The 19,006-nt window shown below is 41.0% G+C and carries 21 protein-coding genes; 9 read left to right on the top strand and 12 right to left on the bottom strand.

Translation table 11 applies throughout. The features are described from left to right. Positions 1-29: 29 nt before the first annotated feature. Positions 30-1,262: an ATP-dependent Clp protease ATP-binding subunit ClpX gene (gene clpX, locus G529_RS0103290; protein WP_026914184.1), complete on the top strand. Its 1,233-nt coding sequence runs from the start codon at positions 30-32 to the stop codon at positions 1,260-1,262. A gap of 52 nt (positions 1,263-1,314) precedes the next feature. On the opposite strand, the gene G529_RS0103295 is transcribed toward clpX, so the two are convergent. Genes G529_RS0103295 through G529_RS0103320 form a run of 6 tightly spaced genes read right to left on the bottom strand, consistent with a single transcriptional unit; the run spans position 1,315 to position 5,042 of the window. After that, on the bottom strand, positions 1,315-1,893 hold the full coding sequence (locus G529_RS0103295; protein ID WP_051201325.1) for a pentapeptide repeat-containing protein: 579 nt from the start codon (positions 1,891-1,893) through the stop codon (positions 1,315-1,317). Positions 1,894-1,899: 6 nt separating this feature from the next. Continuing rightward, positions 1,900-2,739 carry a TPM domain-containing protein gene (locus G529_RS0103300; protein WP_051201326.1) on the bottom strand — a complete coding sequence of 280 codons (840 nt, stop codon included), beginning with the start codon at positions 2,737-2,739 and terminating at the stop codon, positions 1,900-1,902. After that, positions 2,693-3,136 (bottom strand): TPM domain-containing protein, encoded by a 444-nt coding sequence (locus G529_RS0103305; protein WP_026914187.1) that lies wholly within the window; start codon positions 3,134-3,136, stop codon positions 2,693-2,695. Before G529_RS0103305 ends, G529_RS0103300 begins: the two co-directional genes overlap by 47 nt. A 4-nt stretch (positions 3,137-3,140) precedes the next feature. After that, on the bottom strand, positions 3,141-3,734 hold the full coding sequence (locus G529_RS0103310) for a LemA family protein (protein ID WP_026914188.1): 594 nt from the start codon (positions 3,732-3,734) through the stop codon (positions 3,141-3,143). Position 3,735: 1 nt separating this feature from the next. Further along, positions 3,736-4,065, bottom strand: a complete 330-nt coding sequence (locus G529_RS0103315; protein WP_026914189.1) for a MerR family transcriptional regulator — start codon at positions 4,063-4,065, stop codon at positions 3,736-3,738. Continuing rightward, positions 4,065-5,042: a M23 family metallopeptidase gene (locus G529_RS0103320; RefSeq protein ID WP_026914190.1), complete on the bottom strand. Its 978-nt coding sequence runs from the start codon at positions 5,040-5,042 to the stop codon at positions 4,065-4,067. The genes G529_RS0103315 and G529_RS0103320 overlap by 1 nt, the downstream gene beginning before the upstream one ends. Before the next feature lie 132 nt (positions 5,043-5,174). Between G529_RS0103320 and alaS the strand changes: the two genes are divergently transcribed. The 3 genes from alaS (at position 5,175) to G529_RS0103335 (ending at position 9,719) form a co-directional block, all read left to right on the top strand. Beyond that, positions 5,175-7,793: an alanine--tRNA ligase gene (gene alaS / locus G529_RS0103325; protein ID WP_026914191.1), complete on the top strand. Its 2,619-nt coding sequence runs from the start codon at positions 5,175-5,177 to the stop codon at positions 7,791-7,793. Positions 7,794-7,835: 42 nt separating this feature from the next. After that, entirely contained in the window at positions 7,836-8,786 is a 951-nt protein-coding gene (locus tag G529_RS0103330) for a GSCFA domain-containing protein (RefSeq protein ID WP_026914192.1), read from the top strand. 318 nt (positions 8,787-9,104) lie between these two features. Beyond that, positions 9,105-9,719 carry a DUF4230 domain-containing protein gene (locus tag G529_RS0103335; RefSeq protein ID WP_026914193.1) on the top strand — a complete coding sequence of 205 codons (615 nt, stop codon included), beginning with the start codon at positions 9,105-9,107 and terminating at the stop codon, positions 9,717-9,719. On the opposite strand, the gene G529_RS0103340 is transcribed toward G529_RS0103335, so the two are convergent. The 3 genes from G529_RS0103340 to G529_RS16590 all read right to left on the bottom strand — a co-directional run bounded on the left by G529_RS0103340 (position 9,716) and on the right by G529_RS16590 (position 12,468). Beyond that, positions 9,716-11,473 carry an aromatic amino acid hydroxylase gene (locus G529_RS0103340; protein ID WP_026914194.1) on the bottom strand — a complete coding sequence of 586 codons (1,758 nt, stop codon included), beginning with the start codon at positions 11,471-11,473 and terminating at the stop codon, positions 9,716-9,718. The genes G529_RS0103335 and G529_RS0103340 overlap by 4 nt on opposite strands. Before the next feature lie 114 nt (positions 11,474-11,587). Further along, positions 11,588-12,130, bottom strand: a complete 543-nt coding sequence (locus G529_RS0103345; RefSeq protein WP_026914195.1) for a DUF4136 domain-containing protein — start codon at positions 12,128-12,130, stop codon at positions 11,588-11,590. Between the two features lie 167 nt (positions 12,131-12,297). After that, positions 12,298-12,468: a C1orf53 family protein gene (locus G529_RS16590; protein ID WP_169513772.1), complete on the bottom strand. Its 171-nt coding sequence runs from the start codon at positions 12,466-12,468 to the stop codon at positions 12,298-12,300. Between the two features lie 32 nt (positions 12,469-12,500). On the opposite strand from G529_RS16590, the gene G529_RS0103350 reads away from it, so the two are divergent. The 4 genes from G529_RS0103350 (at position 12,501) to hemL (ending at position 15,932) form a co-directional block, all read left to right on the top strand. Next, on the top strand, positions 12,501-12,827 hold the full coding sequence (locus G529_RS0103350) for a hypothetical protein (protein WP_026914196.1): 327 nt from the start codon (positions 12,501-12,503) through the stop codon (positions 12,825-12,827). Positions 12,828-12,888: 61 nt separating this feature from the next. Further along, a complete protein-coding gene (locus tag G529_RS0103355; RefSeq protein ID WP_026914197.1) occupies positions 12,889-13,824 on the top strand; it encodes a 1-aminocyclopropane-1-carboxylate deaminase/D-cysteine desulfhydrase in 936 nt (311 codons plus the stop codon). Beyond that, a complete protein-coding gene (locus G529_RS0103360; RefSeq protein ID WP_026914198.1) occupies positions 13,821-14,630 on the top strand; it encodes a glucosaminidase domain-containing protein in 810 nt (269 codons plus the stop codon). The genes G529_RS0103355 and G529_RS0103360 overlap by 4 nt, the downstream gene beginning before the upstream one ends. A 12-nt stretch (positions 14,631-14,642) precedes the next feature. After that, complete coding sequence (hemL, locus tag G529_RS0103365; protein ID WP_026914199.1) at positions 14,643-15,932, top strand: glutamate-1-semialdehyde 2,1-aminomutase; 1,290 nt, start codon at positions 14,643-14,645, stop codon at positions 15,930-15,932. A gap of 38 nt (positions 15,933-15,970) precedes the next feature. On the opposite strand, the gene G529_RS16645 is transcribed toward hemL, so the two are convergent. Genes G529_RS16645 through G529_RS0103380 form a run of 3 tightly spaced genes read right to left on the bottom strand, consistent with a single transcriptional unit; the run spans position 15,971 to position 18,083 of the window. Beyond that, entirely contained in the window at positions 15,971-16,201 is a 231-nt protein-coding gene (locus tag G529_RS16645; protein ID WP_279324114.1) for a DapH/DapD/GlmU-related protein, read from the bottom strand. Between the two features lie 58 nt (positions 16,202-16,259). Continuing rightward, positions 16,260-16,565: a maltose acetyltransferase domain-containing protein gene (locus G529_RS16650; protein WP_026914201.1), complete on the bottom strand. Its 306-nt coding sequence runs from the start codon at positions 16,563-16,565 to the stop codon at positions 16,260-16,262. A gap of 3 nt (positions 16,566-16,568) precedes the next feature. After that, positions 16,569-18,083, bottom strand: a complete 1,515-nt coding sequence (locus G529_RS0103380) for a GH3 auxin-responsive promoter family protein (protein ID WP_026914202.1) — start codon at positions 18,081-18,083, stop codon at positions 16,569-16,571. 110 nt (positions 18,084-18,193) lie between these two features. On the opposite strand from G529_RS0103380, the gene G529_RS0103385 reads away from it, so the two are divergent. Beyond that, positions 18,194-18,991: a DUF2797 domain-containing protein gene (locus tag G529_RS0103385; protein WP_026914203.1), complete on the top strand. Its 798-nt coding sequence runs from the start codon at positions 18,194-18,196 to the stop codon at positions 18,989-18,991. Positions 18,992-19,006 lie beyond the last annotated feature (15 nt).

A 19,006-nucleotide genomic window follows, 5' to 3' on the forward strand; every position in this document is an offset into this window, starting at 1 on the left:
TTAGAAGTCAAAATCTGAAAATTTAAATAATGGCGAAAGAAGATTTAGAATGTTCCTTTTGTGGTAGAAAAAAACCTGAGACCAATCTTTTGATCGCAGGCCTTGATGCGCACATCTGTGACAGATGTATCGAGCAGGCTCATGGGATCGTAATCGAGGAGTCGAAACAGGGAGAGGCAAAAGAACTTTCTTCAGATCTTATGCTTAGTAAACCTAAGAAGATCAAATCCTTTCTGGATGAATATATCATAGGGCAGGAGGAGACGAAGAAGGTGATGTCTGTTGCAGTTTATAATCACTACAAAAGGCTTTTACAACCGGAGAAGAATGATGATGTAGAGATTCAGAAAAGTAATATAGTAATGGTTGGGGAAACCGGTACAGGTAAAACCCTGATGGCCAGAACTATTGCGAAAATGCTGAATGTGCCGCTGGCCATCGTGGATGCTACAGTCCTTACCGAAGCAGGTTATGTAGGGGAGGATGTGGAAGGAATACTTACCAGGCTTTTACAGGCAGCAGATTACAATACAGAGAAAGCTCAGCGCGGAATCGTGTTTATCGATGAGATAGACAAGATCGCCCGTAAAAGTGATAATCCTTCTATTACCAGAGATGTTTCTGGGGAAGGTGTTCAACAGGCGTTACTTAAATTGCTGGAAGGAACAACGGTAAACGTGCCGCCTAAAGGTGGTAGAAAGCATCCAGATCAAAAATTCATCGAGGTAGATACAGAGAATATCCTTTTTATCGCCGGAGGTGCTTTTGATGGCATCGATAAGATCATTAGCAAGCGTTTGAACATGCAGGCTGTTGGTTTCAGTGCTTCTAAGAGTGAAGATAAGATCGAGCGCGAGAATCTGTTAAAGTACATTATTCCAAAGGATTTGAAGGAATTTGGTTTGATACCTGAGATCATTGGTAGACTGCCGGCTCTTACTTATATGAATCCGCTGGATCGTGAAACGCTTAGAGCGATTTTAACGGAACCTAAGAACGCCATTATCAAGCAGTACAAGAAATTGTTCGAGATGGATGATATCGAATTTGATGTTACTTCAGATGCTCTTGACTATATCGTGAATAAGGCAGTAGAGTATAAACTGGGTGCTCGTGGACTTCGGTCTTTATGCGAAGCTATCCTGACCGACGCCATGTTCGAGATGCCGGAAAGTGATCAGGATCATTTTACCGTCACCAGGGAATATGCTGAAGATAAATTGAATAAGTCTACCATGAGTAAGCTTAAAGCTGTTTCGTAGGTAATTTGAAATGATTAGATAAAATAAAAAAACCGCCTGTTTGGCGGTTTTTTTATTGTTTTATATGTAGGCTGAACTTCGTAAGTAAGCCTGGCAGCGCTTCTAAATTTATTCTAGCTTCCTTTATAAGGTTATTCTCAGGATCAAGGCTAAGATTGGTTGTGTTTAAAAAATCTGCTTTCTGAAGCTCTGTGCGTTCAAAAATTGCATTGCTGAAATCTGAACCATTGAAATTGGCGCTTTTCAGAATGGCTTCAGTAAAATCAACATTTTTGAAGCTACATTTCTCTCCCTGGAAACCTGGTAGTTTGACCTGGTAGAAACTGGCGTGATCAAAAATACAATCTTGTGCTTTAATATTAAGACCAAACATTTCACATTGATCGAAAGACAATCCCATCAATTTGCAGGTGATAAATGTACACTCCTGAAAGGACGTTTTAAAAATCCTGCAGTTGCTATGATCAATTTGATCAAAGTCACATTCAATAAAGCGTACATGAGACAGGTCGCTATCGGGAAAGTTACAGTTTATAAACCGACATTGTTCGAATTCAGCGTCCAGGAGGTCTTTTTTGTAAAATGTGGCATTCTCGAAAGTCTGCTCAAAAAATATTCGATGTTCCATCATTAAGCTTTACCAGCTACCACCAGCACCGCCTCCACCAAATCCACCGCCGCCGAAGCCGCCTCCAAATCCGCCACCGCCGAATCCTCCACCAGAGCCACCTCCAAAACTGCCACCGCCACCAAAGCTGCCTCTTCCAAGACTACTTAGAATGATCGCGTCCCAAAGAAGACTGCCGCCATTTCTGCGCCCGCCGTTGCGTCCACCGCCACGTTTATTGAACATGGAGATGATCACAATCACGAACAACACAAGGAAGACGATTGCTCGAATAGGGATGCCGCCACCGTTGTTACTAGTTTGGGGAACACCTTCATAGCTGCCGGCAAGTACCTGAAACATAGCGTTGGTTCCCTTATCAAGGCCAGCATAGATATTGTTATTTCGAAATTCTGGTAGTATGATTAATTCAACAATTTCCTTGGACTTGGCATCGGTCATATATCCTTCTACGCCATAGCCCGTAGTGATCCAGATTTTTCGGTCCTGTTCAGCTACCAGTACTAGAAGTCCGTTATCTTTCCCTTTTGTTCCAATACCCCATTCATGGGCCCAATCTGCCGCATACGTTCCAATATACTCTCCCTGCAGGCTTTCAATCGTAGCCACTACTATTTGGGTACTTGTGGTATCTGCATAATTGATAAGCTTCTGCTCAAGGGCTTTTTCTTCAGAAGCATTTAGCATATCAGCTTCATCAAAAACACTGGTTTCCACTGCTGGCTTTGGGGGTATTTCCCGCTGGGCCTGTATAGTGAATGTGCAAATGAAGCCGAGTAAAAGTAGTAGTTGTTTGATAAGTCTAACCTTTTGAAATTTGATCTGAAAGTTCGTTCGTATCCATCTCATCCCATGGGAAATGTTTTTGTAGTTCTTCGCCGGCCTTTAGAACTCCATCAACGAGACCCTGCTTGAAATCGCCCTTTTTGAATTGAGCAACAATCATATCCTTAGTGCTTTCCCAGAATTTATCCGGCACTACATCATTGATTCCCTTATCGCCGTAGATTACAAAATTTCGATCTTCCACTGCCACATAGATGAGGACGCCATTCGCCTGTTTGGTGTTATCCATTTTAAGAGCATGAAATACTTCCATTGCCCGGTCGAAGATATCCAGTTTACCAGCGCTTGGTTCGATATGAACCCGAATCTCACCACTGGTTTTTCTTTCAGCTTTCCTTATGGCTTCCACGATTTCTTCTTCTTCCCTTTTGCTGAGGAAAGATTCTACATCCTTATTCATAGGTCTAAAAATCGAATTCCACGTCTGGCGCATTTTCTGCTCCGGCGTCTGCCTGGAAGCGCTCCATTTTCTCAAAACCGAACATTCCGGCAAATAGTGTATTTGGGAATGTTCTAATATAGGTGTTAAAGTCAGTCACCGCGGCGTTATAGCGGTCTCTGGCTACATTAATTCGGTTTTCGGTTCCTTCCAGCTGGGATTGTAGCTGTAAGAAGTTTTGATTCGCTTTTAGTTCAGGGTATCTTTCTACGGTTACAAGTAATCGTGATAAGGCGGAAGTAACTCCCTGTTGCGCCTGCTGGAATTGTTCAATTTGTGCAGCGCTAAGATTTTCAGCATCTACATTTACTGAAGTTGCTTTGGACCTGGCTTCTATCACATCTTTCAAAGTTCCTCTCTCAAAGTCTGCTGCGCCTTCCACGGTTTTCACCAGGTTACCAATAAGATCGTTTCTTCTCTGGTAACTGCTTTCAACATTGGACCAGGCTAATTTGGCATTTTCCTCTTTGGTAACTGCCGTGTTATTAAATCCCGCAGTTACCTGCCACACGATGATTACAAGAATTACTATGATTGCTATCGGAAGCCACTTTTTCATGTTATAATTGGTTTTTTAGGTTAACTAGTTCAGCTTTTATGGTTTCTAATTTTCGAATGATATCAAAGTTGCTTAGGGTTTTATTTTTTTCTTCTTTCAGATGGATTTTGGCACCTTCCAGTGTAAAACCCCTTTCTTTTACCAGGTGGTAGATCAGCTCCAGATTTTTAATGTCTTCAGGGGTAAATTTACGATTTCCCTTGGCATTTTTCTTAGGTTTAATCGCATCAAATTCTTTTTCCCAAAATCTAATCAGGGAAGTATTGACGTTGAATGCCTTGGCGACCTCACCAATTCCATAATAACGTTTTTCAGGAAGTTCGATATGCATTAATCCAGGGATTGGTTTTCGCGTTGAGCTCTTTCCAGTACTTCACCAAATTCTTCAGGAGATAAATTTCCGTAGTAAAAATTGATGGGATTGATCCTGTCTTCATCTTTAAAGATCTCGTAATGTAAATGTGGCGCTTCAGATCTTCCGGTGCTGCCTACAAATCCAATCACATCCCCTCTTTTTACGGTTTGTCCCCGGCGTACATTGTATTTATACAGGTGGGCATAAAGACTGGTATAGCCATAGCCGTGATCTATTCTTATATGATTTCCATAGCCGGTAGACCTGCTATCTGCTCGTACAACCTTGCCATCACCCGTGGCATACACAGGAGTTCCCCTGGGAGCAGTGAAATCCATGCCATAGTGGAATTTTCTAACCTTGGTAAATGGATCATTCCTCCAGCCGTATCCGGAAGCGATCCTGCTTAAATCCTGGTTCTTAACTGGTTGAATGGCGGGAATAGCTTCTAATAACTCCCCTTTTTCTTTTGCCAGTTCAGCGATCTCGTCCAGCGATTTTGATTGAACCACCAGTCTTTTCGTAAGGATATCCATCCTCTTAGTAGTTTCGGTAATAAGCTTGCTATTGTCAAAGCCTTCCAGGTCTTTATACCTGTTAATACCGCCAAAACCGGCTTTACGCTGTTCTTCAGGAATTGGATTTGCTTCAAAGTAGAGCCTGTAGATATTGTTATCCCGATCTTCAATATTAGCCATTACATCCTGGATCTGGTCCATCTTTTTATTCAGCAGACCATATTGCAACTGCATGTTATGCAATTCACGCTTTAAGGCTTTTTCCTTTGGAGTCTCAATTTGAGGAATATTGAGATAAATGATGAGTAAAATAAAACCGGCCAGAAAGGATCCGGTAATACTTAGAAGTGCAATACCGAGTCTTTTCCCTTTTTTCTTTTCAATTTTTTGATAAGAAAGGGTCTCGCTATCGTAATAATATTTAACCTTCGACATGAGTTAAAATTATGCTATTTTTGCCATTCGAAAACGGCTCGAATACCGTGTTATATCGTACGGTAAACGAACAAATATATGAATTGTTTTGCCGTCTTCATAATTTATTGAAATTTGCAACAAATTAGCCAAATGAAGTCACAGGAGATACGCCAGCAATTTCTGGAATTTTTTAAATCAAAAGCTCATAGTATAGTTCCCTCTGCACCAATGGTGATCAAGGACGATCCTACCCTTATGTTCACCAATGCAGGAATGAACCAGTTTAAAGAATTTTTCCTGGGAAATTCAGAACCAAAGAACAGCAGGCTTACCGATACTCAAAAATGTCTTCGGGTAAGTGGCAAGCATAACGATCTTGAGGAAGTAGGGCATGATACCTACCATCACACCATGTTCGAGATGCTGGGTAACTGGAGTTTTGGTGATTATTTTAAAAAGGAGGCGATCAACTGGGCGTGGGAACTACTTACAGAAGTGTATAAGATCGACCCTGAAATGCTTTATGTTTCAGTTTTTGAAGGAAGTGAGGATGCAGATCAGCTAGGGCTGGATACCGAAGCTTTAGAGCTGTGGAAGAAGATCGTTCCAGAGGAGCGTATCATCTTCGGAAATAAAAAAGATAATTTCTGGGAAATGGGTGAGCAGGGACCTTGTGGTCCTTGTTCTGAAATTCATATCGATATAAGATCTGATGAAGAGAAGGCTCAAACACCGGGTAGAGATCTTGTGAACATGGATCATCCTCAAGTAGTAGAGATCTGGAACCTGGTTTTTATGCAGTATAATCGAAAAGCCAATGGATCACTGGAAAATCTTCCTGCAAGGCATATTGATACCGGGATGGGCTTCGAACGCTTGTGTATGGTATTGCAGGATAAAAAATCCAATTACGATACCGATGTTTTCACTCCGCTGTTAGGTGAAATCGAAAAAATCACAAATTCCAAGTACGGGCCTTCCGAAGAAAAAAATATTGCCATGCGTGTGATTGCAGATCATGTTAGAGCGGTATCATTTTCAATCGCAGACGGGCAATTACCAAGTAATACCGGAGCAGGTTATGTGATAAGGAGAATTTTGCGAAGAGCAATTCGTTATGGCTTTACATTTCTGGACACCAAAGAAGCATTTATTTATAAACTGGTGCCGGTTCTAAGTAAACAGATGGGAGCAACTTTTCCTGAAATGACATCTCAGCAATCACTTATCGAAAATGTAATTAGAGAAGAAGAGCAATCGTTCCTAAGAACACTTGATCAGGGATTGGTGCTTCTGGAGAATCTAATGCAGGATTCAGATTCCAAAACAATTTCCGGAGAAAAGGCATTCGAGTTGTATGATACTTTTGGATTTCCTATCGATCTCACCGGACTTATTTTGCGTGAGAATGGATATGAACTGGATGAAAAAGGTTTTGAAGCCGAATTAAAAAAGCAAAAAGACAGATCAAGGGCAGCTACACAAGTAAGTGCTGGAGACTGGACCGAGATCAAAGCGGTAAATGAGCAAGCTTTTATAGGTTATGATGAGCTTGAATCAAACGCATTTATTTCAAAATATAGAAAAGTAGACTCTAAGAAAAAGGGAGAAATGTACCAGCTGGTACTGGATCAAACCCCTTTCTATCCGGAAGGTGGAGGACAGGTTGGAGATAAGGGAGTGTTGATGACCGCCGACGGTGAAGCGATCAAGGTCCTGGACACCAGGAAAGAAAATAATTTGATCATCCACTTTACGAAAAAATTGCCTGCCAACCCTGAAGCAGAGATCAAAGCCATTGTGAATAGCAGAGAGCGTGCTAATACTGCCGGAAATCATACGGCAACTCATTTACTGCATCAGGCGCTACGAAGTATTCTTGGTACTCATGTAGAACAGAAGGGATCAATGGTGAATGGCAGCTACTTAAGATTCGATTTTTCACACTTCAGTAAGCTTACTTCAGAGGAAATTCAAAAGGTTGAAAATTTCGTCAATGCTCGTATTCGTGAAAACTTGGAGTTGGAAGAACAGCGCAATACCAGTTATGAATCTGCGATAGAGCAGGGAGCTATTGCATTATTCGGAGAGAAATACGGTGACTCAGTTAGAGCCATCAGGTTTGGTGATTCTATGGAACTTTGTGGCGGAACGCATGTAAGGAATACTTCAGAAATCTGGTATTTTAAAATTACCGGGGAAGCCGCCGTAGCTTCAGGAATTCGTAGAATCGAGGCAATTACCGGCGAGGCTGCCATGCAGTATTTCCAGGAGCAGGCATCCACACTGGGTGAGATAAAAAATGGCTTGAAGAATTCAAACGATCCTGTAAAAGCGATCCAGAATCTCCAGGAGGAAAATAATGAGCTTAAGAAACAGGTGGAAAGTCTTTTAAAGGACAAAGCAAAAGCTATTAAAGCCGAACTTAGATCTGAGATTGAGACGATCAATGGCATTAACTTTTTATCAAAAAAGCTGGATCTGGACGCAAATGGAATTAAAGATCTGGCATACCAGTTGGGCGAGGAGTTTGATGATCTTTATATTCTATTCGGAACAGAGCAAAATGGTAAGGCGCTTTTATCCTGTTATATTTCTAAAGGACTTTTGGAGAAATCTGATCTGAATGCCGGGCAGATTGTTCGGGAATTAGGCAAGTATATCCAGGGAGGTGGAGGAGGCCAGGCTTTCTTTGCCACCGCCGGAGGTAAAAAACCGGAAGGGATAGAAGAAGCCCTTCAGCATGCAAAAGACTACTTAAATAAATAGTAAGGATCCCGGCCTCTCGTCGGGATTTTTTATTTTTATAAAATGCAGTTTAGAACGATTGTACCCATCGAGCCATCTGGCTGGAAAATAGATCATAAGAGCAGGCTCATGTTGATGGGATCCTGCTTTGTTGAAAATATTGGCAGCAAGTTTCAATACTCTAAGTTTCCGGTCCTTCAGAATCCCTTCGGAATCATCTTTCATCCCATTGCGATGGAAAGACTCTTCCGGCGAATAGTTTCCAGGAACCTATTTGAAGAAAAAGATCTACTTCTGAAGAATGATCAATATATAAGCCTGGAAACGCATTCCATGATGAATCGGAATAGTGCTGAAGATTGTCTGCTAGATCTTAACCAGGCGTTGGAAACATCTTATGACTTTCTTGCCAAGGCAGATATCCTGGTGATAAGCCTGGGGACGGCCTGGGGCTATGAACATGAAAGCCTGAAGGGTATAGTGGCAAACTGCCATAAGATTCCGCAAAAGCAATTTCAGAAAAGATTATCTGGCATCGATGAGATAAGAAATGCATTAAACAGTATTGGTAATAACCTCAGGGAACTAAATCCAGACATCAAAATTCTGTATACACTTTCACCCGTGAGGCACTGGAAAGATGGGGTAGTGCCAAACCAGCAGAGCAAAGCTCATTTGCATACTGCTATTCAGGAGGTTTTAAGGAATGATAAAAACTCATTTTACTTTCCTTCCTATGAAATTTTACTGGACGAGCTGCGAGATTATCGGTTCTATGACGGTGATATGTTACATCCAAATGCGCTAGCCATTAACTATATCTGGAATAGATTTTCTGAAACTTATTTTGAGGAAAATACGGTACAATTAATTCGTTTGATCGACAAAGTGCAGAAATCGCTTGCTCACCGACCACTAGCAGAAAATTCATCTGATCATAAGAAATTTCTTACGAAATTACAAGCTAAAATCGAGGAAATTCAACAAAATCACCCTCAAATAGCCTTTTCTTAGACCCTATTCCTATTGGGTTTGCTAATTTTTTAAGGTTTGATAACTGAATTTTAACGTTTTATTCTAATTAATTTGTAAATTTACAGAGCAGGTCCGTTATGATTTACGTCTGTTATTATTTGAGCATCGCTCAGGTAATCAGATAATTATAAGGATTTGTTTTCTAAAATTTGTTGGGGTAGATTTTAGAGTTTACAAAAGGACGGGTGGGGCCGTCCTTTTGTTTTTTTTCTTCAGAACATTTAACTTTCTTTAATACACTTCAGGTACCTTCAACAGGCTATTTTTTATACTTTGCTCTATTATAGATCTTAGCTTATGAAAAACATTCTTATAGTAATCCTGTTTGTGGTCCTGTGTATATTCGGTTATCTATACTGGGACGAGCGCAAAGATGAAAAGGAAAGTCTTCAGCAAAACACTGCACTCATTCAGGAACAGATCAGGAATGTGGGGAAGCTTGTGGTCACTGAAGGAACATTCTCGCAGGTATTCACCTATAAGAACTCGAAAAGCTTTTATTTCGATGTGCTTTCAGCAAGGAAAAAAGCGCTCATTATCGTAAATGCTGATGTAAGTGTAGCCTATGATCTCTCCAAACTCGATATTGAGATCGATGAAGAATACAAGCGAGTCATTATTCATAGTATCCCGGATGAGGAAATCAAGATCAATCCCAATATTAAATACTATGATGTCACTCAGGATTATCTCAATCAATTCGAAGCTGAAGATTATAATAAGATAAAATCCAGGGTAGAAAAAGGATTAAGAGAAAAGATCGAACAATCCAGGCTTAAGACGAATGCGAAAAACCGACTCATAAGTGAATTACAGAAGATCTATATCTTAACCAATTCCATGGGATGGTCGCTGGAATACCAGGATCAGGTGATCGAAAACAACAGGAACCTTGAGAGAATCAAACTCTAAGGACTTACTAGTTTAGTTTCGGTCATTTCGATACCATCCTCGATAAGATGGGAAACCTCAGGTCTTCTATCTTTTAACGCGCTTAGATAGACTTTCACCTCATCTGCCAGGGTCTGATCATTTTCAATTGCCAGTTCATAGATCTCAACCGCAAGCAACCAGTCATTTTCATGATGTTTTTTCAGAATATCAAAGGCAGCGCTCAGAGAAAATTTGGTGTTCTCTCCATTTCGAATGTTAGAAACCGCTTCGTACAGAGATTCAAGCTCCCTGCGTTCTGGAGTAAGTTCACTTTTTATCGTAGTACTGGATGGGTTATGCGTGATAAGATCAAAGGAATGATGATCTGCCGGTCCGGCAAATGCAGAAATGATTTCTTTTCCTACTGCCATATCATATCGTCCCCAATCTGGTTGAAATAAGATCTTATCTCCATGTGTCACAGTACAGTCCTCAAAGCTTATAAGTATGATCTTGCCCTGCAGATTTCTGGTTCCAGTGATAATAGAACCCTCTACTTTGATTCCACCTTCAAATTCAAGACTTATTCTTTCACCCTCGTAAATCGCATAAGCTCTTAAGTCACGCGGACTCATATCCTCAATGGCGAGATTAATGCCTTTAAGTTTTCCAATAGGAGATCCAAAACCTTCTGCGTGCGAAGATATTCCATGTCCAACCAGTTCTTTTTCACGATAAGAGAGTGCAGTTTTACCGGTAGTCTGAACGTAAATAGGCTTATCATCATGTGCCAGAACTTGGCTAAAATTCCCCGATACCTGTATGCCGGTAGTGAACTCAATAGTTCCAAGGTTTTTGGAATCAATTAATTTTTTTATGCCTTCAAGTCCGCCACGTCTTAGAGCCATTTTATTCGCAAATTCTTCCAGAACAAGACTTAAATGTGCAAAGTCTGGAGTGACATAAAGTTGTGGCTGGGGTTTGGTGATATCAAATTCCTGTTTCGATGCATCGATGGAATAAGGTATTTTTTTAACCTTACTGGTCATACAGGACTTACTCTCTCCTATAGAGGAAAGCAAGCCTGCTCCATAGATCTTAGGATCTTCAGGAGTGCCAATCAAACCATATTCTACCGTCCACCAGTGTAAATTTCTAATTTGCGACATTTCACTAGGATTCACCTTTTTATTTTGAAGTTCCTCCACTCGTTTTTCAACCGCAATAATTTTTTCTTCCGGAGTGTTTTCAGCTTCCTTTAAGATTGATAATTCACGAATCGCTTCGTAAACATCGAAGTCATGAGAGCTGGAAATCGCTTTACATCCAATTTCTCCAAACCTTCTCAGGTATTCCGCATACTCAGGGTTTGCGATAATGGGTGCATGTCCTGCTCCTTCATGGATGATGTCTGGCGCAGGCGTATATTCAAGATGTTCGAGCTGGCGAATATCACTTGCGATCACTAATACATTGTAAGCCTGGAATTCCATAAAAGCTGCCGGAGGAATAAAACCGTCTACCGCAACTGCCGCCCAGCCTATTTCCTCGAGGATCCTGTTCATGCCGTACATATTCGGAATACTATCTATGGAAATTCCGGTTTTTTTGAGTCCGTCAAGATAGGATTTGTGTGCAACCTTGCTCAGGTAATCCACGTTCTTACGCATTACATAACGCCAAACCGCCTGATTAATAGGGGTGTAATCTTCGTAATTTTGAGGTTTTATATATTGCTGAAGATGGGCAGGTAGCCTGTCCAGGATTTCGTTAGATTGAATATTATCGAGCATGATCTTCCTTTACTAAAACGTTTGCGTTAAAAGTACGAAATTTGATATAGAATTCTATACTGTAGGGCTGCCAATGGGCAGAAAAAAAGCCCCTATTCGGGGCCTGGTTTTCTATTACTTCTCCATTCCTGGAGGATATTTTTCCATGATCTTGGCAACGATCTCGTTGATGCGTTCCTGCTTTTTATTTACTTCCCTGGCCAGTGCGGCAGTTCCCATTCCCTGCCATACCAATTCTTTGTTTTCAGAATCGATCAGGTCAATATAAAGCGTTCCTTCACTGGTTCTATTCACAGTATTGAATCCACTGCCCCAGTACCAAGGATTCCAGCCCCATCCATAACCCCATCCAGCAAAGTTATTCTGGTAGATATTGATGTTTTCATTTGTTTTAGTGAAAATGCTCACTAGAAGATCTGGATTTTCAGATTTTGTGAAGCCATTCTTTTGCATCTCACTCTCGATGGCTCTTAGAATTCTTTTTTTATCAAGATCAGATATATCAGCCTTATCTATTCCAGGTTTAAAGAAAGCGAAGGATTTGTACTGGTTGAAATCGGCTTCGCGATCATAATCTGAAGCTACGCGCACACTACTGCATGAGCTAAGTACGAGAGCCATTAGCAGCACTAAAGGAGTAATTTTTAAAAATCTCATAGGTTAGAATTTAAATTGTTCGTTGAAATCTGAATCTAAAACTGAAGTTGCCAGCACATAGAACCGGGAAATTTTGAATTCTTCAGTTTTCTAAAAGGCTCAAATATCGTGCCGAAGGATTGATTTAAAGGCCGTTGAAGTAGAACGCTTTGTAGAAGTTTTGCGATTTATTCCTGCTGGTTTGTTTTGTTATTGTATCCATAAGGACAGTGACGGCAGCCACTTTCACAACAATAGCCACGCTTCAGGTGATATTGTTCAGTAAAACAGCGGTATCCTTCCGGGGTCAGGTAGTAGTCTCCATCCTCAAGCGGGATTCTTTTTCTCTGAAAATTCATAGCGCTAAAGTACAATTTCTTATATTCATTCTATGATATTGATCGTAAACAAGAGGCTGTTATCAGGGAGGTTCAAAGGGATTAGCCTCTGGCCTTTCGTGATCCTTGAGAATATGCATTTAAAAAAGGATAAATATTTTATTAACCATGAGCGTATTCATCTAAGGCAGCAACTCGAATTACTGGTGATCTTTTTCTATATATGGTACGCGCTGGAATTTTTCATTAGATACGCTTCTCTTAAAGATGGGATGCAGGCCTACAGGAACATAAGCTTTGAAAAAGAAGCCTATCGCCGCGAAACCGATCTCAACTATCTTAAAAAGCGTTCTTTCTGGGCATTTATGAATTATATGTAACAAGCGTGCAGAATGTCCACCTGAATTCTTTCTTCTGAAGCAGATGCCTTAATTTTGCAGTATGAATTCCATTTTTCATACTTCGGAAGTTTTTGTGTCTCAGAATCAATTTGTTGCTGAATTTTCTAATTCAGTAATCCTGGATATCAAGCGTGAAGATCTTTTGCATGCTGAAGTTTCCGGCAACAAATTCAGAAAACTGAAGTATTCGATATTACAAGCTTCAGAATTGAATAGGACCAGCCTGCTTACTTTTGGTGGTGCGCATAGCAATCATATCGCAGCCACGGCAGCAGCTGGAAAACTGCAAGGTATCCCCACTATTGGTTTTATTAGAGGGGAAGAACTGGAATTTCAGAAAGATGCATGGAGTCCAACCCTGAATTACGCTGCTTCCTGCGGAATGAAGCTCAAATTTTTAAGCAGAGAAGCATATCGACAAAAAGGAATTTTGTCATTTCTTAATGAGATCAGGTCACAGTTTCCCGATGCGATGATCATTCCGGAAGGCGGAACTAGTGAGCTGGCCATCAAAGGTTGTGAAGAAATTCTGACTGAAGCAGACAGGGATTATGATTATATATGCACTTCAGTTGGAACCGGAGGCACCATGGCGGGGCTGGTCAATGCTTCTTCTGCTCACCAAAACATTCTGGGTTTTTCAGCACTTAAATCTGCCCACCTTTCCGAAGAAATCAAAAGAATGACCCACAAGAAAAACTGGAATATCAACAGCGATTATCATTTTGGAGGCTACGCCAGGACTTCTTCAGCTTTAATTGATTTTATGAATGATTTTTTCAGAAAAACCAGAATCAAACTAGATCCTGTTTACACAGGGAAATTACTTTTTGGTATTTTTGAACTCGCGCAAAAAAATTTCTTTCCGAAGGATTCAAAGATCCTGGCGATTCATACCGGGGGCCTGCAGGGAATAGATGGGATGAATGAAAGATTAAGAAAAAAAGCGCAGCCACAAATTATAACCGAACTATGAAATTGAACAGAGTTTTTGTTTTGCTTATCGTAGGTATCCTCGCTGCTTCCTGCGGAAGTCGAAAGAAAGTAGACACCAGAAAAGATGATGTTGTAAAAACCGACAGGCGGGACGAAAACAAGGATTCTCCAGCAGAGATCGTGGATGATGTGCGGGAGGAAATGCCTCGTAATTCTTACCATTATCGTATTGAAGATTATATTCGGGATTATGCTGAAATCGCCCAGGAAGAAATGAGATTATATAAAATTCCGGCAAGTATCACGCTTGCACAGGGAATTCTGGAGTCTGGAGCTGGGAATGGACAATTAACCAGGCAGGCTAATAATCATTTTGGGATCAAATGTCATGACTGGAATGGTGAAAAAGTATACCATGATGATGATAGAAAGGGAGAGTGCTTTAGAAAATACAAACATGCAAAATATTCTTACAGGGATCACAGCCTGTTCCTTTCCGGTCGAGGACGATATTCAGAACTTTTTGAACTGGATGCAGATGATTATGAAGGTTGGGCGAAAGGTTTGAGAAAGGCCGGTTATGCCACAGACAGGAAATATCCAGATAAATTAATCGATCTTATTGAACGTTACGAGTTGTATAAATTTGATGAGAACATTAGTGGAAAGTCTACTCGTAGCTATGCTGCACAACCTAAAACTACAAGCGAAAGTCATGTGGTTCAAAAAGGAGATACCTTGTATTCGATCTCCAAAAAATACGATACTACTGTAGAAGATATTAAAAGAAGGAACGGCCTGAACGGGAATAACATTTCCATTGGCCAGATCCTGAATGTAAAATAGAGGAATAGAGTTATGATTTATAAGAGAAGTAGTGCCTTGTTCGCAGATGCCAAAAAAGTAATTCCAGGCGGAGTGAATTCACCAGTTAGGGCCTTTAAAGCTGTGGGTGGAGATCCTGTTTTTGTAAAAAGAGCGGAGGGAGCCTATTTGTATGATGAGGATGATAATCAATTGATAGACTATATTAATTCCTGGGGTCCGCTAATTCTGGGACACGCACATAAGCCGGTAGTAGATGCTGTAGTTGAAAAGGCCAGGATGGGAACATCTTTTGGAACGCCTACTGAAATTGAAACCAGGATCGCGGAGCTGTCGGTAAAGATGGTGCCCAATATCGATAAGATTAGAATGGTGAATTCCGGGACTGAAGCCTGTATGAGCGCTGTGCGACTGGCCAGAGGTTTTACCGGAAAGGAAAAGATCATCAAATTTGCCGGTTGTTATCATGGGCATAGTGATTCTTTCCTGATTCAGGCGGGTAGCGGTGCAGTGACCTTTGGTTCGCCAAACAGCCCGGGAGTGACCCAGGGAACGGCTAAAGATACCTTGCTTGCAAATTACAATGACCTTGAGAATGTCAAAGATTTAGTGGTAGCAAATAAGGAGCAGGTCGCCTGTATCATCCTGGAGCCGGTTGCAGGGAATATGGGTTGTATCCCACCAGCTGAAGGCTTTTTGCAAAGCTTACGAGAATTATGCGATGAAAACGGAATCTTACTGGTTTTCGATGAGGTAATGACTGGTTTCAGACTGGCAGCAGGAGGGGTGCAGCAGCGGGAAAATGTTGTTGCTGATATTGTTTGCTTTGGAAAAGTAATTGGAGGAGGATTACCTGTTGGTGCTTTCGCAGCAAGAGATGAGATCATGGATCACCTTGCTCCTATAGGACCCGTTTACCAGGCCGGTACTTTAAGTGGAAATCCTCTGGCGATGGCAGCTGGTTTAGCGATGCTTACAGAATTGGATTCGAATCCGGAAATCTTTGCTAGCATCGACAAAAAAACCGCCTACCTGCACGAGGGTATGGAAAAAGTATTAAAAGAGAATAAAATTGATTTTACGATCAATCGATATGGTTCGATGATCTCGGTGCATTTTGGACTGGACGCTGTGACAGATTTTGCTTCCGCGGCAAAGTCGGCGAACCTGGGGACATTTAATAAATTCTTCCACGGAATGCTGGAAAACGGAATTTATATTGCGCCAAGTGCCTATGAAACATGGTTTATAAGTGATGCACTTAGTTACCAAGATCTTGATCGTACGATCGAGGTAGTAGATAAAGTAGCTAAAACACTTTAGAAATATCAGATCCGGCGGTAATTACCGTCGGATTTTTTTTAAAATCTTCTGTCCTTAAAGTAGAAGTCTTCGGCAGTTTTAGTGATCTGCCTTATCACTTTACAGGGATTTCCTGCGGCGATCACATTGGAAGGGATGTCGCGTGTGACCACACTTCCAGATCCAACCACCGTGTTATCACCAATTTTTACTCCAGGATTTATTACTGAATTCCCACCAATCCAGACATTATTACCAATTGTTACAGGAATGCATATTGCATTCTTCATTTTTCTTTTGCGCATTTTATAGGATGCCCGGCGGTAAAAATACTTACGTTTAGAGCGATCATCCCATGATCACCGATCCTGACTTAAGCGCAATCCAGGATGGTGAGATTATAATTCGAGTAAAAGTGGTTTCCAAGATGGATAGTATAGCCATAATCACATTGAAATAGCGGCTGTATATAAATCCCGAAGAAACTGAACCCAGGATCCCGCGAATAAGATTAAGGCTCTCAGTAATTAATTCAGGCGATATATTATTGAAATCAAAACAAGTTTTCTGAGCATGCAGACGTTCTTCGAATAACTGCTTATCTGAAGCTTTATAGGCCTGCTCACTCAGCATTTTTTCTTTTTCACCTGGCATTCGCTAGTTACTTAATTCCAGTAATTCCTCGAGATAAGTTCTGCTGTTTGAAAGTCTTGGTACTTTGTGCTGTCCACCTACTTTATCGTGCATTTTCAACCAGTCATAAAAAAGATCGGGACGCGCCTGGTGTATAAGTGGCGCATTGAGGGTCATGTTATTATATCTCTTTGCCTCGTAATCGCTATTCACTTCCTGTAAAGCAAGATCAAGCTGTATCTTGAAGTTCTCGAAATCCTTGGGCTGATTTTTAAATTCGATCATCCACTCATGGGCACCTTTCTCACGGCCTTCCATAAAAATAGGAGCAACCGTGTAGTCTTTGATCTCACAATTGGTTAAAAGACATACTTTTTTAAGTGCAGATTCGGCATTTTCAATGATAAGTTCTTCTCCAAAAACATTGATATGGTGTTTGGTCCTTCCGGTTACTTTAATGCGATAAGGCTTGGTATTGGTAAACTTGATGGTGTCACCAATCTTGTATCTCCATAAACCAGCGTTGGTAGTGATCACCACAGCGTAGTTGACCCCAATTACTACCTGATCAAGAGGAATTGCATGTTCCAGAGCAGAGCCGTAGCTGTCCATTGGAATGAACTCATAAAAAATTCCATAATCCAGCATAAGCAGCATTTCTTTGGAATCATTAAGATCCTGGCAGGCGAAAAACCCTTCAGAGGCATTGTAGATCTCATAATATCTGAAATCTTCCTTTGGTAAAATCTTCTGGTACTGGGATGCATAAGGTTCAAAACTTACTCCTCCATGAAAATAAGCTTCCAGGTGAGGCCAGACTTCGAACATATTCTCCTTGCCGGTACTTTGCAACACATTGTTCAGCAGAACAAGCATCCAGCTGGGAACTCCGGCGAGACTGGTCACCCGCTCTTTAATGGTTTCGTTTACGATTGCCTGCATTTTAGTTTCCCAGTCGTGCATCAACGAAACTTCATTACTGGGAGTGCTGCTAAACTCTGCCCAGAAAGGCATATTGTCTATCAGGATGGCAGAAAGATCTCCGTAGCTGGTTCCGTTTTCCTGGTAAAGTTCCTTACTTCCTCCCAGGCGCAGACTTTTACCGGTAAACATCTGTGAACCGGGATTGTTATTCAGGTAAATGCAGATAAGATCCTTCCCGGCTGCATAGTGACAGGCTTCCAGCGAATCCTGGCTAACCGGGATGAATTTGCTTTTTGCATTGGTGGTTCCACTTGATTTTGCGAACCAACGAATAGCTCCCGGCCAGAATATATTATGTTCACCTTTACGGCTGCGCTCAATATCACTTTCAATATCTTCATATTTCTGAATGGGAACCCGTTCTCTGAATTTCTCGTAATTATTGATTTCAGAAAAATGGTATCGCTTTCCAACTTCAGTATTCTTTGCTTTGGAAATAAGGTTTCGAAGCAACTCCTGCTGCACCTCGTGGGGATACTTAATGAACAATTCCATTTGATGAATTCTCTTCTTCAGGAACCAGGAAGCAATGGAGTTGACTAATGGAATTGGCATTATTTATTTCTATCTTTAAGCCTTGCTTTGCAGGCATAACGTTATCTGGTTAAAAATAACGCAAACTTCGAAGCCTGCAAAAAAATAGTTTATTCTTAAAACAAAATTCAATGATCTATAGCGGTGTGCTTACCAAAATGAGAACCGAACTTAGTGATACAGTCCAGTATTATTTAGTCTGGAAGGATGATTTTCTTCACATGAATCAATTGATTGGCAAGAAAATAAGCATCAATTTTTTGAAATACGAATGTTTGAATTGCAGCCTTCAGAAGAAGATATTCAGGCAGGGCCTGTGTTATGATTGTTTTAGCTCTATACCACAGGCCGGGGAATGGGTGATTAGTCCCGAGAAAAGTAAAGCGCATCTGGACGAGGAAGATCGTGATCTTGAATATGAAAAGAGGTCGCAACTGCAGCCACATATCGTTTATCTTGCTAATTCCAGCGATGTAAAAGTTGGGGTAACCCGTAAGACTCAGGTGCCTACAAGATGGATCGATCAGGGTGCGCATGAGGCGATCGAAATCGTGGAAGTCCCTAACCGGTATCTTGCCGGTATTACTGAAGTTGCATTGAAAAGCCATGTGGCAGATAAGACGAACTGGAGAAAAATGCTTACCAACGATGTGCTTGACCTCGATCTTCATGTGGAAAGAGATAAGCTGAAGCAATTCATCCCTGATGAAGCACGCGATTATTATCTAGCCAATAACAAGGAGACTGAAATCAAATTCCCAGTAGAAAAATATCCTGAAAAGGTCAAAACTTTAAATTTGGGCAAAACCCCCTTTTACGAAGGATTACTGCGCGGTATCAAAGGGCAGTACCTCATCTTCGACGATGGAACAGCTTTTAATGTAAGAGGACATGAAGGTCACGTAGTCGAAATAAATATAGTACTGTAAACTTCGAATAAAAAA

Origin of the sequence: Christiangramia portivictoriae DSM 23547 (genome assembly GCF_000423045.1) — a bacterium.
Classification (GTDB): Bacteria; Bacteroidota; Bacteroidia; order Flavobacteriales; family Flavobacteriaceae; genus Christiangramia; species Christiangramia portivictoriae.

What these genes read in the sequence shown, in the direction of transcription:
- G529_RS0103300 (WP_051201326.1), bottom strand. Translation starts at nt 2,739, where the DNA reads ATGAGATGGATACGAACGAACTTTCAGATCAAATTTCAAAAGGTTAGA.
- G529_RS0103315 (WP_026914189.1), bottom strand. Translation starts at nt 4,065, where the DNA reads ATGCATATCGAACTTCCTGAAAAACGTTATTATGGAATTGGTGAGGTC.
- G529_RS0103340 (WP_026914194.1), bottom strand. Translation starts at nt 11,473, where the DNA reads ATGCTCGATAATATTCAATCTAACGAAATCCTGGACAGGCTACCTGCC.
- G529_RS0103385 (WP_026914203.1), top strand. Translation starts at nt 18,194, where the DNA reads ATGATCTATAGCGGTGTGCTTACCAAAATGAGAACCGAACTTAGTGAT.
- clpX (WP_026914184.1), top strand. Translation starts at nt 30, where the DNA reads ATGGCGAAAGAAGATTTAGAATGTTCCTTTTGTGGTAGAAAAAAACCT.
- G529_RS16645 (WP_279324114.1), bottom strand. Translation starts at nt 16,201, where the DNA reads ATGAAGAATGCAATATGCATTCCTGTAACAATTGGTAATAATGTCTGG.
- G529_RS0103380 (WP_026914202.1), bottom strand. Translation starts at nt 18,083, where the DNA reads ATGCCAATTCCATTAGTCAACTCCATTGCTTCCTGGTTCCTGAAGAAG.
- hemL (WP_026914199.1), top strand. Translation starts at nt 14,643, where the DNA reads ATGATTTATAAGAGAAGTAGTGCCTTGTTCGCAGATGCCAAAAAAGTA.
- G529_RS0103305 (WP_026914187.1), bottom strand. Translation starts at nt 3,136, where the DNA reads ATGAATAAGGATGTAGAATCTTTCCTCAGCAAAAGGGAAGAAGAAGAA.
- G529_RS0103355 (WP_026914197.1), top strand. Translation starts at nt 12,889, where the DNA reads ATGAATTCCATTTTTCATACTTCGGAAGTTTTTGTGTCTCAGAATCAA.
- G529_RS0103360 (WP_026914198.1), top strand. Translation starts at nt 13,821, where the DNA reads ATGAAATTGAACAGAGTTTTTGTTTTGCTTATCGTAGGTATCCTCGCT.
- alaS (WP_026914191.1), top strand. Translation starts at nt 5,175, where the DNA reads ATGAAGTCACAGGAGATACGCCAGCAATTTCTGGAATTTTTTAAATCA.
- G529_RS0103320 (WP_026914190.1), bottom strand. Translation starts at nt 5,042, where the DNA reads ATGTCGAAGGTTAAATATTATTACGATAGCGAGACCCTTTCTTATCAA.
- G529_RS0103350 (WP_026914196.1), top strand. Translation starts at nt 12,501, where the DNA reads ATGATATTGATCGTAAACAAGAGGCTGTTATCAGGGAGGTTCAAAGGG.
- G529_RS0103295 (WP_051201325.1), bottom strand. Translation starts at nt 1,893, where the DNA reads ATGATGGAACATCGAATATTTTTTGAGCAGACTTTCGAGAATGCCACA.
- G529_RS0103335 (WP_026914193.1), top strand. Translation starts at nt 9,105, where the DNA reads ATGAAAAACATTCTTATAGTAATCCTGTTTGTGGTCCTGTGTATATTC.
- G529_RS0103330 (WP_026914192.1), top strand. Translation starts at nt 7,836, where the DNA reads ATGCAGTTTAGAACGATTGTACCCATCGAGCCATCTGGCTGGAAAATA.
- G529_RS16650 (WP_026914201.1), bottom strand. Translation starts at nt 16,565, where the DNA reads ATGCCAGGTGAAAAAGAAAAAATGCTGAGTGAGCAGGCCTATAAAGCT.
- G529_RS16590 (WP_169513772.1), bottom strand. Translation starts at nt 12,468, where the DNA reads ATGAATTTTCAGAGAAAAAGAATCCCGCTTGAGGATGGAGACTACTAC.
- G529_RS0103310 (WP_026914188.1), bottom strand. Translation starts at nt 3,734, where the DNA reads ATGAAAAAGTGGCTTCCGATAGCAATCATAGTAATTCTTGTAATCATC.
- G529_RS0103345 (WP_026914195.1), bottom strand. Translation starts at nt 12,130, where the DNA reads ATGAGATTTTTAAAAATTACTCCTTTAGTGCTGCTAATGGCTCTCGTA.